Origin of the sequence: Kineosporia mesophila, from assembly GCF_021129235.1 — a bacterium.
Lineage (GTDB): Bacteria > Actinomycetota > Actinomycetes > Actinomycetales > Kineosporiaceae > Kineosporia > Kineosporia mesophila.
This window is the reverse complement of sequence record NZ_JAJOMA010000002.1, coordinates 15,955-29,318: the sequence shown is the minus strand read 5'-3', so window position 1 is coordinate 29,318 and position 13,364 is coordinate 15,955. Positions and strand designations below refer to the sequence as shown.

10 protein-coding genes, 8 tRNA genes and 1 pseudogene are annotated in these 13,364 nt (G+C 67.9%); 13 read left to right on the top strand and 6 right to left on the bottom strand.

Annotation, left to right across the window (positions count from 1 at the left end; translation table 11 throughout):
• Positions 1 to 15: 15 nt before the first annotated feature.
• The gene (locus LR393_RS03180; protein WP_231481448.1) at positions 16 to 1,554 is read left to right on the top strand and encodes a hypothetical protein; all 1,539 of its coding nucleotides are present in this window, start codon (positions 16 to 18) and stop codon (positions 1,552 to 1,554) included.
• 78 nt (positions 1,555 to 1,632) lie between these two features.
• Positions 1,633 to 1,841: pseudogene (locus tag LR393_RS36905) on the top strand (alpha/beta hydrolase); the annotation flags it as partial.
• Between the two features lie 35 nt (positions 1,842 to 1,876).
• On the opposite strand, the gene LR393_RS03170 reads toward LR393_RS36905, so the two are convergent.
• The gene (locus LR393_RS03170) at positions 1,877 to 2,731 is read right to left on the bottom strand and encodes an SDR family oxidoreductase (protein ID WP_231481446.1); all 855 of its coding nucleotides are present in this window, start codon (positions 2,729 to 2,731) and stop codon (positions 1,877 to 1,879) included.
• 95 nt (positions 2,732 to 2,826) lie between these two features.
• On the opposite strand from LR393_RS03170, the gene LR393_RS03165 reads away from it, so the two are divergent.
• Positions 2,827 to 3,561, top strand: coding sequence for a TetR/AcrR family transcriptional regulator (locus LR393_RS03165; protein ID WP_231481445.1), 735 nt, complete (start codon positions 2,827 to 2,829; stop codon positions 3,559 to 3,561).
• Between the two features lie 129 nt (positions 3,562 to 3,690).
• Positions 3,691 to 5,037, top strand: coding sequence for a glycoside hydrolase family 16 protein (locus LR393_RS03160; protein WP_231481444.1), 1,347 nt, complete (start codon positions 3,691 to 3,693; stop codon positions 5,035 to 5,037).
• Positions 5,038 to 5,070: 33 nt separating this feature from the next.
• Here LR393_RS03160 and LR393_RS03155 read toward each other — a convergent pair whose 3' ends face one another.
• A complete protein-coding gene (locus tag LR393_RS03155) occupies positions 5,071 to 5,613 on the bottom strand; it encodes a TetR/AcrR family transcriptional regulator (RefSeq protein WP_231481443.1) in 543 nt (180 codons plus the stop codon).
• A gap of 58 nt (positions 5,614 to 5,671) precedes the next feature.
• On the opposite strand from LR393_RS03155, the gene LR393_RS03150 reads away from it, so the two are divergent.
• A complete protein-coding gene (locus LR393_RS03150) occupies positions 5,672 to 6,034 on the top strand; it encodes a DUF4267 domain-containing protein (protein WP_231481442.1) in 363 nt (120 codons plus the stop codon).
• A gap of 156 nt (positions 6,035 to 6,190) precedes the next feature.
• Here LR393_RS03150 and LR393_RS03145 read toward each other — a convergent pair.
• From LR393_RS03145 to LR393_RS03135, 3 genes are all read right to left on the bottom strand, one after another.
• A tRNA-Gly gene (locus tag LR393_RS03145) sits at positions 6,191 to 6,263 on the bottom strand.
• A gap of 341 nt (positions 6,264 to 6,604) precedes the next feature.
• A tRNA-Val gene (locus LR393_RS03140) sits at positions 6,605 to 6,676 on the bottom strand.
• A gap of 181 nt (positions 6,677 to 6,857) precedes the next feature.
• Positions 6,858 to 7,355 carry a TIGR02611 family protein gene (locus tag LR393_RS03135; RefSeq protein ID WP_231481441.1) on the bottom strand — a complete coding sequence of 166 codons (498 nt, stop codon included), beginning with the start codon at positions 7,353 to 7,355 and terminating at the stop codon, positions 6,858 to 6,860.
• A gap of 229 nt (positions 7,356 to 7,584) precedes the next feature.
• Between LR393_RS03135 and LR393_RS03130 the strand changes: the two genes are divergently transcribed.
• The 8 genes from LR393_RS03130 (at position 7,585) to LR393_RS03095 (ending at position 10,748) form a co-directional block, all read left to right on the top strand.
• Complete coding sequence (locus LR393_RS03130; RefSeq protein ID WP_214155378.1) at positions 7,585 to 7,995, top strand: SsgA family sporulation/cell division regulator; 411 nt, start codon at positions 7,585 to 7,587, stop codon at positions 7,993 to 7,995.
• A 380-nt stretch (positions 7,996 to 8,375) separates the two neighbouring features.
• Positions 8,376 to 8,448 (top strand) — tRNA-Gly (locus LR393_RS03125).
• 23 nt (positions 8,449 to 8,471) lie between these two features.
• Positions 8,472 to 8,545: transfer RNA gene (locus tag LR393_RS03120), tRNA-Cys, on the top strand.
• A gap of 21 nt (positions 8,546 to 8,566) precedes the next feature.
• Positions 8,567 to 8,641, top strand: a tRNA-Val gene (locus LR393_RS03115).
• 957 nt (positions 8,642 to 9,598) lie between these two features.
• Positions 9,599 to 9,671 (top strand) — tRNA-Gly (locus LR393_RS03110).
• A gap of 22 nt (positions 9,672 to 9,693) precedes the next feature.
• Positions 9,694 to 9,767, top strand: a tRNA-Cys gene (locus tag LR393_RS03105).
• A gap of 21 nt (positions 9,768 to 9,788) precedes the next feature.
• Positions 9,789 to 9,863, top strand: a tRNA-Val gene (locus LR393_RS03100).
• 189 nt (positions 9,864 to 10,052) lie between these two features.
• Entirely contained in the window at positions 10,053 to 10,748 is a 696-nt protein-coding gene (locus tag LR393_RS03095) for a TetR/AcrR family transcriptional regulator (RefSeq protein ID WP_231481440.1), read from the top strand.
• Between the two features lie 51 nt (positions 10,749 to 10,799).
• Here LR393_RS03095 and LR393_RS03090 read toward each other — a convergent pair whose 3' ends face one another.
• Positions 10,800 to 13,250: a pectinesterase family protein gene (locus LR393_RS03090; RefSeq protein ID WP_231481439.1), complete on the bottom strand. Its 2,451-nt coding sequence runs from the start codon at positions 13,248 to 13,250 to the stop codon at positions 10,800 to 10,802.
• Between the last annotated feature and the right edge of the window lie 114 nt (positions 13,251 to 13,364).

Sequence of the window (13,364 nt, the reverse complement as noted above, 5' to 3'; positions counted from 1 at the left end):
CCCTCGGCACAGCGCATGCTGATCGGGAGCGCGCTCGATCCGATGGGCGCCGGCGTGATCGCGCTCGCCGTCCAGCCCCTGCTGCGGACCGGGGAGAGGATCCGCGCCATCGTCCCCGAGGACTACTCGCAAAGCCGTTTCCACGTCGTCACCCAGCAGCGCTGCATCTGCTTCGACCGCCGGCAGAACACCATCGCGGCCGCGTTCGAGGTCCGCACCGTGGTCCGCGCCGAGCTGGCCCAGGACGACCTCAGCCACCGGGCCGACGTGGAGTGCTCCACCGGCAGCTTCGTCGAACTGCGGACCCAGGGGCCGGACGACGCCCGGATCCTGGGCACCGCCGTGCTGCGCGCCGGGCAGGAGGCGCTGCACGACGTCGAGACCCTGGTCCCGGCCGAATCCGCCGACCGGCGAGCCGATTCGATGATCGCGTCGGGCCCGGGACGCTGGTCGGTAGTGGTGACGCGCGACCAGGTCCGGGCCCGCGACGTCTCCCGCGTGCTCCAGGCCCTCACCCCGATGCTGCGCAATCCGCTGCTCGCCCGGCTGTGCCTGGAGTCGGTCGTCATCACCGTCGACGGCTACGACGAGGTGGACCAGGAGCTGTGGGAGATCGCCGAGGTGCGCACCTTCGTGCAGCATCTCGATCTCCAGTTCCCCTACTGGTTCTACTTCCTCGACAAGGAGGAGCCCGGCCTGCTCGCCGTCGTGCGCGGCGTGCTCCCCGTCGACTTCACCGCCGACGAGATCGGCGAGCGCCTGACCAGCTGGTGGGTGCCGTCGATGAAGCAGGTCACGCAGTTCGCCGGTCTCGACGACGGGGACACGGACATCACCGACGTGATGATCCAGCGCAGCCTGTCGTACCTGCGCCGCGCGCCCGGCGAACCGGTGACTCCCCCGCTGCCCGCGATCGCGGAACCGCCGGACGAGCCGGCCCCGGACGACACCCCCGAACCCCTCGACCCCGTGGCGGTCATGGGCGACCTGGCCGGGCTGCTGGCCGGGCTGCCGCCGGCCCGGTGGCCGCAGCAGCAGAACGGCCTGCTGGTCTTCTTCTGGTCGGTGCTCAAGGAGAAGGGCCGCCTGCGGCAGCAGACCCAGGTAGAGCACGTCCGGGCCGTGGCCTCGCTCCTGGCCCTGCACAAGCTCAGGACGCTGTTCCGGTTCCAGGCGTTCGGCGAGGGCGAGGCCGAGGGAACCTACTCGTTCCCGTCCGCGGACCTGGTCGGCGCCTACCCCCGGGCCGAGCCGTTCTGGATCGGGGTCCACGCCGGGGCCGACGCCACCTTCGACGCCCGGATCGACACCCGCGACGGCACGTCCTGGGCGGTCGAGGCGCTGAACGACCTGGCCGACGGGCAGTACGACGAGCTGGTCTCGGCCCTGCGCCGAACCCTCAAGGAGAACGCCTTTTTCGTCACCCTGTGGATGTCGGGCGAGCAGGACGCGGTGTACCCGGTGCCTGACGCCGTGGTGAGCGAGGTCGCGGACGGCGACCTGGACGGCAGCCTGGCCGACGCCTGGGACTGGCTGGTCGATCAGGGACGCTGACGACGGTCTGATTCCGTGCGCGTCTGTCGGTCCCGAGCAGGGTGAGCAGGATGCAGCGCGGCGTTCGGCCCCTCGTACCGCAGTGATTCGCTGCTGATCGGCTACGACGCCTTCCACCTCGTCGACCGGCTGCTCACCCAGCCCTGCAGGTGATCGTTGCCGGGCGCAAGGGCAACACCGGCTCCTCCGAGGCCGGCGTCCACCTCCCCCACGCCGCCGACCTCCAGATCATCGACGGCGCCGGGCATGACGAGATGTTCGACGTGCCGGAGCACGTCGACCAGGCTCACGGCCTTGTACCGGGAGCATCTGGCGGCCCGACTCAGGAAATCAGGCCCGCGAGCACGTCCCGGACCGTCGCCGGCTCCCGGCCGATCAGGGTCTTGAGCAGGGGGTCGGTACCGGCGAAGAAGCCCTCCTCGGCCGCCCGGTACATGCCGAGCAGGAACCGCGCCATGAATTCCGGCTGCCCACCGGACACCTGGGCGGCGACCCACTCCTCCGGGTCGGCCACCTCGAAGGTGACGGTCCGCCCGGCCCGCTCCGAGACCATCACCGCGACCTCCTCGAAGGTGGGAGCGGCACCCGCCGTGATCGTCGTCGGGCCGTCGTAGGCCGTACCCGAGGTGAGAACGACCGCGGCGGCCTCACCCGCGTCCTCCCGCGAGGTCCACGACACCGGGCCCTCGCCCGGCACGGTGATCCGGCCGGTCTCGGCCCAGCGCCCCAGCAGCCAGGCGAGACTGTGGGCGTAGAAGCCGTTGCGCAGCGAGGTCCAGGCGACGCCGGAGTCGGCAAGCATCTGCTCGGTCGCGAAGTGGTCGCGCGCGGGCACGAAAGGGCTGTCCGGCGCGGCCCCCTGATGGCTCGTGTACAGGATGCGGCCCACTCCCACGCTCACGGCCGCGTCGATCGCCGCGCGGTGCTGCGGGACGATGGGGCTGGCCAGGTCGTTCGAGGAAACCAGCAGCAACTGGTGAGCTCCCTCGAAAGCGGCCGGGAGGGAATCCGGTTCGCGATAGTCGCCGTAGCGGACGGCGACGCCGCGATCGGCGAACCGCTGCGCCTTGGCGACGTCGCGGGCCACCACGGTGATCTCCTGCGCGGGGACGCGGTCGAGCAGGTGGTCGACGGTCGAGCCGTTGAGGGCGCCGGTGGCCCCGGTGACGATGATCATGATCGACCCTTCGTTGATATCAGTGGTAGCACTCCGACAGTAACGTCGGAATCTCACCGATAGCAAGCCATAGTTATCGTTGTTATCATCAAGTCGTGACCGAAACCCCCAGCCGGCGTAGCGACCACCGCGCCCGGATCGTCGACGTGGCCGCGCGTCTCCTGCGCGAGCACGGCCCCGCGGCGGTCACCACCCGGGGGGTCGCGGAGGAGGCCGGCGTCCAGGCCCCCGCGATCTACCGGCTCTTCGGCGACAAGGACGGTCTGCTCGACGCGGTGGCCGAGCACGTCATGGCCACCTTCGTGTCGGCGAAGGCCGCCCACGTGGAGAAGGTGTCGGCGGCCGATGTCGATGCGCTGGAAGACCTTCGGGCCGGCTGGGAGATGCAGATCGACTTCGGTCTCACCAACCCGGCCCTGTTCCGCCTCCTGAGCGACCCCGACCGCGTCCTCCATTCGCCGTCGGCCCGGGCCGGCAAGCGCGTGCTGGAGGCGCGGGTGCACCGGGTGGCCCGGACCGGGCGGCTGCGCGTCAGCGAGGAGCGGGCCGTCAACATCATTCAGGCGGCCGGGATCGGCACCATCCAGTCGCTCCTGACCACACCGCCCGAGCAGAGGGACGCGGGTCTGGCCGGGAGCATGTACGAGGCAGTGTTGCGGCAGATCCTCACGGACGCGCCCGCCCCCTCGGAGAACGGGCTGCTGGCCACGACGGTCGCGTTCCGCGCGGTCGCTCCCCAGCTCGGCATGCTGAGTGAGGCAGAGCAACATCTGCTCGGCGAATGGCTCGACCGGGCGGTGGAAGGGCTCGGCTCGTTGTCCCAACCCTAAAGTCGTCCCAAATGCAGGACCGCTGATACTCCGGCCGTTCCCCCGGCCCGGGCGCGGGGATACCCTGACGCGCCGCCACCCTGAAATGGCGGGTCATCCCGGTTCCCCCTGACTTCCGGAGATCAGATCATGCGCCCATCCCTGGGTTTCCTGAAACGCCGCGCCTCGAGAAGAGCTCTCCCCCTCGTCGCCGTCGCCGGGGCGGTCGCCCTGGCCGCCGCGTTCACCGTGTCGCAGAGCGCCAGCGCCACCGTGCCCGCCACCCCGTCCGGCTTCACGCTCACCTGGAGCGACGATTTCGACGGCGCCGCGAACACCGGCCTGGACCAGAGCAAATGGAAGTACGACACCGGCCCGGGCAGCAGCTTCGGCACCGGCGAGATCGAGACCATGACCAACAGCACGTCGAACGTGTACTACGACGGGCAGAGCCACCTCGTCCTGAAGGCGAACCACTCCGGCTCCGACCCGGCCGCCGGCTGGACCTCGGGCCGCGTCGAGACCCAGGCGGCCACGTTCGGCGCCGCCGCCGGCGGTGTGGTCCGGATCGAGTCCCGGCTCCAGCAGCCCGATGTGACCACCGCCAACGGCGCCGGCTACTGGCCGGCGTTCTGGATGCTCGGCGCCCCGCTGCGCTCCGGGGTGACGTGGCCGAAGTCCGGTGAGATCGACATCCTGGAGAACATCAACGGCCGTCCCTCGGCGTTCTCCGCCATCCACTGCGGCGTCAACCCGGGCGGCCCCTGCAACGAGTCGACGGGCATCACCTCGGGCGAACGCCCCTGCGCGGGCTGCTCGACCGGTTTCCACAACTACGCCGTGGAGATCGACCGCTCGACCTCGCCCGAGCAGGTCCGGTTCTACCTGGACGGCAACAACTTCTACACGGTCAAGGCCAACCAGGTCGACGCCACCACCTGGGCCGACGCCATCGATCACCCGTTCTTCATCATCTACGACCTGGCGATCGGCGGCGGCTTCCCCAACGCCTTCGGCGGTGGCCCGAACGCCGCCACGGTCTCCGGCGGCAAGCTCGTCATCGACTCGGTGGCCGTCTACAACAAGGGCGCTTCTTCCGGCGGCGGCACGGTGACCGGCAAGACCATCAAGGGCCCCGGCGGCAAGTGCGTCGACGTGGCCGGTGACGACACCGGGGGCGACGGCACCGCGGTGCAGCTGTGGGACTGCCAGTCCGCGGCCAAGGACCAGCACTGGACCGTCAGCGGCCAGACCCTGCAGACCCTGGGCAAGTGCCTGGACATCGCGGGTGGCGCCAACGCGGCGGGCACCAAGCTGCAGCTCGCGAACTGCAACGGCGGCGGCTACCAGAACTGGGTGGCGCAGTCCGACGGCTCGATGAAGAACCCGACCACCGGACGCTGCATCGACTCCCCGTCGGGAGCCACGGCCAACGCCACCCGGCTCCAGATCTGGGACTGCAACGGCGCTGCGGCACAGAAGTTCTCACTGGTGTGACGAGGAGCTGCGGTCCCGTCCCGGGACCGCAGCTCAACCCACCGCCTGCTCCGTGAGCAGGCGGTGGGCCAGGTCGAGACGGGCCTGCATCTGCCCTTCACGCAGGCGTCCGCCCGCGTGAAGGGTGGCCAGACCGTGCAGCACCGACCAGGCGACCTCGGCCCTGGTGTCGTCAGCGCCCGGAAAGGCTTCGCGAATGCCGGAGAACGCCCGCCGGAGCGGTGCCGGGGTGGCCTCCGCCGCGAAGGTCAGGCCTGAGGGCAGGGAGAACATCGCCTCATAGACCCGTGGGTGGGCGGCGGCGTGGTCGAGGTAGGCGCGCATCCGCGCCCGGGGTGAGGAGTCCACCGCCTCCAGGGCCGCCGCCAGATCATCGAAACCGTCGAGTGCCACGGCATCGACGAGCGCCTGGCGCGAGGCGAAGGCCGAGTAGAGCACCGGCTGGGTGACGCCGAGATCCCCGGCCAGACGGCGCATCGTGACGGCGCCCCACCCCTCGGACTCGGCGAGGGTCCGGGCGAGTTTGACGACTCGATCGCGCCGCTGGTTCAGGTCGGGAGCCGGTCGGGGTGACATACCCGTAATCTATCATGGTTAGATAACCTTGTTAGATAACCCCGGGAAAGGACTCCTCATGCATGCCACCGCCCTGGTGATCGCGATCCTCGGTTGCCTCGCCATCATCGTCATCGGCGCCCGGTTCCTGCTCGTCCCCCGGCAGGCGACGCTCGACTTCGGCGTTCCCGCCGACAGCCTTCGCGCCCTGACCGCCATCAAGGGTGTCCGCGACATCACCTCCGGCGTGGTGCTTCTCGTGATCTGGGCAGCCGCCGGCAGTGACCCGCTCGGCTGGGCCCTGGTCGCGGCGGCCCTCACCCCGGTCGCGGACGCCGTCATCGTGGTCACCAACGGTGGGAAACCCGCCACCGCACTGGGTGTTCACGGGCTCACGGCCGCCGTGCTCGTCGCGGCCGGGCTGGTGCTGGCCCTGGGGTGAGCCCCAGCCCCTGAGGTCTGCCCCGCCGGGAACCTCGTGAACAGCACCCGCCAGCGTGGCTTTTGACCATGAGCGCCGGCCTCCTCGGCCCAAGCCGTGAGGTCGGCCCGCACATGAAGAAGGCCCGAAGCCTAAGCTTCGGGCCTTCCCGTTCAGAGCGGACGGCGAGGATCGAACACGCGACCTCCACCCTGGAAGGGTGGCGCTCTACCAACTGAGCTACATCCGCTTGCACCGTGAGAACTGGGCCGGTGAACCGTCCCTGTCCTTCGGTGTACTGAAATCTAGCAGATTGTCGGAGTACTGCGCATCTCCGTCCGGCGTGGCCGGTGCGAGCTCCTCGGGCCTCCCCAGAAAGCCTGGCATTACTCGCGCTTGGCGGCGACCAGGCCACCGGTCACGTCGGGAGCCAGTACGCAGAACCGGCCGACACCCATCGCGCTGCCCCGGGCAGGATCCTTCGACCTCGATCGCGGCAACCGCTTCGATCCGACGGCAACCGCCCCCGTACCCCAACAGAGAAGAGGCCCGGCCCCCGTATGACGGGAACCGAGCCTCTGAGATCTCCGGTGGGCGATACTGGGTTCGAACCAGTGACCCCTGCCGTGTGAAGGCAGTGCTCTACCACTGAGCTAATCGCCCGGAGCTGTCCCGATCCGCCGCGAGCGGCTGACCGAACGAGAGAACTGTACCGAACCTTCCCCTGAACATCCCAATCGGCTCCCCGGGCGGTCTTCGACCGGCCGTCTCACGGGTACGGGGAGGCAAGGGGACGCCGGGCCACCTCACCGAAGCGAGCGGGCCGGCGTCCCCCGTCAGTCAGTCAGGTGAGCCCGGTCCACGCGGGTACCCAATCCTCGGGAATCCAACCCGGAAGACCGATGATCAGAAAAGCGAGCCAGAAGAAGGCGACGACGAGCAAAGCCGTACCCAAACCGACCAATGCCCGAATGTAGAGCGGTTGGGCCATCAGCCACTTCGTCCAGTCAGTTACCTGTTTCCGGGCGAATTGCTCCAATCGGGCAGCCCAGGTGAATTCGGTCGCCAGAACGGCCAATCCGGCGAAGACGATCACCCAGCCGGGGCCGGGCAGGGGCACCAGGACGAGCCCGCCGACAACAATTGCCCCTCCCACGAGGCCCACCACGATCCGGTACGCACGGTTAGTTGAGGGCCGGCCCCTGAGCGACTCCCGCCAGGCCCTCAGGCGTCGCACCCAGACTCGCGGCCCGAGATCCGCCTCATCATCTTCTTGCTGGTCATGTCCGACTTCGCCGGCTTCCCACGCCGGCTTCACCGGTCCGTCACCAGATCGGTTCACGAGCTCAGTTCCCCTGACGTAGAACGCAGTGTTGATTGCAGAGAGTGAGCAAAGCACCCTGTGGTATCAAGATCAACGAACACTAATTGAGATCACCACTCGGTTGGCGGGTTTCAGTTGGGGTCCGGCAGGGAAAGATGCCGTCGTAAGCCACCTGTGTGCCCCCCGAAACGGTGACGCGCAACCAAGAGTTCCGCGAATCATGAAGGGGCGAAGATGAGGGAGATCGATGCAGCCGCAAGTAGACGTTGAGGCGTCCGTTCAGCTGCGTCTTGTGGTCGCAGACGCCGATGCCGTGCCCCTGCCGGTGAGCCTGCGCTACGGCGCGTCCGACCCGTACGCAGTGCGGGCCGTGTTCTCCGGTGACGGTATGGAGGTCGAATGGGTCTTCGCCCGCGACCTGCTCCGCACCGGTCTCACCACACCGATCGGCGACGGTGACGTTCATGTCTGGCCCTCCTGGGGTACCGGGCGCGAACTGGTCATGATCAGCCTGACCTCTCCGGACGGCCAGGCCGTCCTGGAGGCCAGCGCGGACGACGTCCGCACCTTCCTCGACCGCACGGCAGCCGTTGTGCCGGACGGCGAGGAGAGCCTCTACCTGGATCTCGACGCTGCCGTTGCCCGGCTGCTGACCTGATCCACCCTCAGGAACGCTCCACCCGTACTTCCTCGTTCCACCTTCGCTCCAGATGCTTCATCGGGCTCCACCCCCATGAACGTTGAACCGCGTTGGCCCGATCCGCACCCCCGGCCGGCGATCCGGTGACCTCTCCCCCGTTGAGGTCGCCGGGTCGCTCCAGGGAGTCGGTCGGGTCGGTCGGGTGTCCGATTTGGCTCGAAAATGGTAGACACAGAACGCCTCCGACGTTGTACACCGGCTCCTTACGCACTTCGGCGCCGGTCGTGTTCACGGCGCGGACGCATCCAGTTGGACTTCGGGGACGCGTTTCGGCTAACTTACTCATGCACCGAACGGAACGGGACGGCCGAAAGGCCAGAACGAATCGCCCGGAGCATGCGGACGTAGCTCAGTTGGTAGAGCATCACCTTGCCAAGGTGAGGGTCGCGAGTTCGAATCTCGTCGTCCGCTCGGAGGTTCACCAAGCCTCGCACGGTGGAGTGGCCGAGAGGCGAGGCAACGGACTGCAAATCCGTGTACACGGGTTCAAATCCCGTCTCCACCTCCAGCGCCTCAAGATCGCGCGCGAGGGCGATTAGCTCAGTGGGAGAGCGCTTCCTTGACACGGAAGAGGTCACTGGTTCAATCCCAGTATCGCCCACCACGTAACGCCAGGTCGGACTTCGGTCCGGACCTGGCGTTCTGGTTTTGCCGACCCTCGAACAACCTGGCCACCTAGCGCAGGCGATGACCAACGCTGCCACCTTCTTGCTCGTGATCAGGCCAACCTCTCCCCGGAGAGGTGCCTGATCACCAACAGGCGGCCGGATAACCACCGCACCAGCGACGTCTCGCCCAGCGACGGCGACGCACTCGCACCGCACCCACGCCCCGCCGCACTGTGCACCCCCTCAACCCTTCGTGATCATGCAAAATATCCCCGGCGTTCTAGAACTCTCTGCCCGAGGGACGCAGCATGCGGGGACACGTTGCCTGATCACGAGCAGGACGCCGGCCACCTCGACCGGCAGATGCACGGCCGTCCCTCGCGCCCGACCGGTGAGCACGGCCGACCTCTCCCCCGAAGCCCCCGAAGCCCCCTAACCCCGCCGCACCCCTCAGCGCCCTCCGGGGACGAGCCCGCGCACTCTGCGTCGTCGCCGCTCCCGGCCGCCGGGCCTCGGGGCCTGGCTCGTCGAAGGGGACACCGACGACCCGGCCGGCCAAGGCCGACCAAGCAGCCGCCATGACCCACTCGTCCCCGTCCCGGATGGCCGGCCTGGTGGATCGCTCGAACACCTACCGCCCCACCAACAGCCCCGGGGAGATCCGGCCCCACCGGCGACGCGGCGCGACCGGGAACGGCTGGGCGCCGGCCGTGTGGGCCCGAACCGGTCCGTCCACATCAGCGGCACCACCGTCCGCGCCACCATCAACCGGATCTTGACCTCGGTCCAGCAGTCCGGTCCGGTCCCGTGGAACCGGAACCCGCGCATCCTTCGATAAGCCCCTCTGCGCCCCACCTCCGGGCGTTCGGAGCACCCCTTGAAGTCTGCTAAGTTTATGGGGCACCGAACGGAACGGAACGGCCCGAAAGGCCGGAACGAACCACCCGGGGCATGCGGACGTAGCTCAGTTGGTAGAGCATCACCTTGCCAAGGTGAGGGTCGCGAGTTCGAGTCTCGTCGTCCGCTCGGAAAGTTCAGCAAACCTCACGGTGGAGTGGCCGAGAGGCGAGGCAACGGACTGCAAATCCGTGTACACGGGTTCAAATCCCGTCTCCACCTCCAGCACTTCATGTACGTGCTTGAGGGCGATTAGCTCAGTGGGAGAGCGCTTCCTTGACACGGAAGAGGTCACTGGTTCAATCCCAGTATCGCCCACCACCTTTCATCAGAACCATCTCCTCCAGATCAGAAGCTCGCCGCTGATCTGGGTTTTCTGTTTTGGCCATCCGAACAAGCGCTTTCGGACCAGCCGGATCACGACCTGATAACTTCGCCCCGACCACCGATGCGCAATCGCCGCCGGCATCTGTCTTTTCGCGGCAAACCGGCCGGTCCTAGACTTATGGGGTGAGCGACGAGCCCCTGACCTGGCTGCCGCGACCGGCCGAAGACGCCCGGCTGGGCCTGCGCGAGCGTAAGAAACGCCAGATGCGGGCCCAGTTGTCCTCCGCCGCCTCCCGTCTCTTCCTGGAACGCGGGTTCGACGCGGTCCGGGTGACCGAGATCGCTACTGCGTGCGGGGTTTCCGAGAAGACGGTGTTCAACTACTTCCCCAGCAAGGAAGCCCTCCTGCTCGACCGGTTCGAGAGCACCCACACCGCACTGCGAACGGCGCTCGCCGACCCCGGGAACCCTCCGCTGGAATCGGCTCTGGGAGTCCTCGCCGCAGAACTACGAGCCCTCACCGACTGGCTGGCCCAGCAGCCCGACCCGCGCAGCGCGGTCGAGACCGCGCACCGGTTCCACCAACTCATCCACAGCACGGCCGGCCTACGGGCCTACGAACTCGAACGTGCCGGGCAACTCACCGCTATCATCACCGGCATCCTGGCGACCCGGGCCAATCGGTCCCCCGATTCCCCGGAGGCCGAGATCTGCGCTGTCGCCCTGACCGGCCTGTGGCGGGTGCACGCCGCGAGCCGCACCCGCTGGCTGGCCGCGGGCGCATCGCCGGACGAGATCCGGCAGGGCGTCAGCGACGACGTGATGCGGGCCGCCGCCGCGATCCGACCGGCCTTGGAACTGTTCGCATCTGAGCGGTGACACGACCGGGGGCGGACGATCAGGTCGATCGCCCGCCCCCGGAAGCAGAGGTCAGGAACCGATGTTCGCCTGCGGGCCGGCGTACGTCCTGACCAGCGAGGGCACGTCGGCCGCCGGGTCGAGGGTGTACTTGTAGTAGTCGGACGGCTTGAACGTGGTGCCGACCGTCTGCTGCCTGCCCGTGCAGCTCACGCAGACACTGCCGCTCTGGCTCACGGAAGCGGTCGTGTCACCGGCGAAGTACGGGTCTTTCACCTTCTCGAAGTAGCTGTTCTCCACGACCATCTTCGTGGCGCCGCGGGCGTTGTTGCCGTACGAGGTCACGTTCTGCAGGTAGTTGTTGTAGAGGTGGGCGCGGGCCACGTTGTCGACGCTGGGGTTGCGCTGATTCGAGTTGAAGATCCAGTTGTGGTGGATCGTGATCTTCGCCGTCGCGCTGTCGGTCCAGCCGATGCCGAACGTCTTGTTGTGGTCGCCCATCCGGTTCCACGACACGGTCAGGTTCGTCGTGTCCTTGCGGCTGTCGATCATGCCGTCGTTGATCTTCGTGAACGTATTGTGGTCGATCCAGATGTGATTCGCGGTGTCCATCTGGATACCGTCGTAGTCGAACTCCTTGTCGTCCGGGTCGTCCGAGGTCATCTCGGTCTCACCGATCGTCAGGTTCCGCACGATCACGTTGTGGACGCCGGCCTTCAGGATGATGCCGCCGTTGAGGATCTTGCCCGAGGTGCCGACGCCGATCAGGGTCTTGTCCGACGTGACCGGGATCTCGTAGCCGTAGGTCGGAACCTTGACCGAGGCAGCGATCTTCACCACGTACGGCGAGGTCGCGGTGCTGTACTTCACCAGGTCGTCGTAGGTCTTCACGGTCACGGTGGTTCCTGCGGCACCACCGGTGGTGCCGCCGTCGGTCGAGGCGAAGCCGTCGGCGGTGTTCGACCAGGTCTTCGTAGCAGAGGACGAGGTGGTCGCCGCGGCCGTCGTGGTGGACGTCGCGGTGGTGGTCACCGGGTTCCAGCTGTCCGATCCGGCCAGGTACTTCGCCGGCGTGTACTCGGCCGCCTGCGTGGCGGTCAGCTGCGGGCGGTTGCTGTTGGTCGTGGCGCCCGCCCCGGTGTTCCGGTACTCGAAGAAACGCGCCTTCTCCCAGGTGTTCCCGGACATGTCGGTCCACGGCTCGGCGGTCTTGACCGTGGCTGACAGGGTGGACTCCCGCACGACGACCTGGCCGTCGGCACCCCACGGGCGCCCGAACTGCGTGGTGTTGTTCGTGGCCCCGGTAATGCTGGTCTTATAGAGCAGGAAGCCGTACTTGTTCGCGGCATCCGTCTTGGCGGCCGTCAGCGGACCACCGGTGGAACGCTTCTCGTAGATGCTCGTGGAGTCGAACACAGCCGTGCCGCCGCCGAAGATGAAGTCGACGGTGCCCTCGACGTAGCCGCCCCTGAAGTAGGTGCGGCCCGAGTTGATCAGCAGGGTGTCCTGGTCACCGAGCACCCGCACGTTCGTGAACACGGCGCGGTCGGCGTTGACGTCGAGCGCGACGGCCTGCTGCCCGCTGGTGCTGGTGCTCTCGTCGAAGTCGTTGGAGAACGTCAGGTTCGAGGCTGCGAAGTCGGTGCCGTTGACGAACGCCGTCGAGCTGCCGCTGGTGCCGTAGGCACCGGCCGAGTGGTTGTTGACGATCAGCACGTCCTTGGCGGCCGGGCCGGTACCCGTCAGCGTGATGTACGGCTTGGTCTTGGGCACCGTGACGATCTCGCGGTAGGTGCCGGGCTTGATCGTGATGGTGACGCGACTCTTGTTGCCCTCGCCCACCGCGTCGATCGCGGCCTGCACGGTCTTGTAGGTGCCGGTCCCGTCGGCGGCGACGGTGTTTCCAGCAGAGGACGAGGTGGTCGTCGTGGGTGCCGGGGTCGCCCCGGAACCAGCACCGGAACCGGTGGTGGCGAGCGTCCACTGCATGCGGTTGTTCGTCGTGCAGGTGTCCTGCACGATCGCCGCGGCGGAACTGGTGGAGCCGTCCTTCACGCTGACGCACAGCCCGGAGTTGACGTTCACCAGCTGGTGTCCGGTACCGCTGGCCGTCAGGGTCCACAGCTGGTTCGCCTGACCGGCCGAGCAGCCCCACTGCTGGAGCCGGGTACCGGCGGTCTTCGAGCCGCTGGGCACGTCGACGCACTGGCCGCTGTTGGTGCTCTGGAGCCAGTACTGGCTCGAGCCCTGGTCGACGAGCTTGAACTGCTGCCAGGTGTCGTCGGTGCATCCCCACTGCTGCAACTGGGCCCCCGCCGCCCTCGACGCGCTCGGCACGTCGACGCACAGCGAACTCTTCGCGTTGACCAGCTCGTAGGTGGTGCCGGCCACCGGGTTGGCGGCGCTGGACGGGAGCATCTGGCTGCCGATGATCACGGCGACCGCGGCCACGACCAGGCCACCGGTCAGGGCGGTATGGCGTTTCCTCAACAGGCGTAGCGGGTTGCGCGAGGTTGCGGGCATGACAGGGATGTCCTCTCAGCGGTGTGACGGGCTCCGAGCGTTGTGACCGCCCCGGGCGGGCCGGCATCAGGGGTAGTCGCCCGGGCGGCGGGCGGATAACACAAAGCGAGGCGA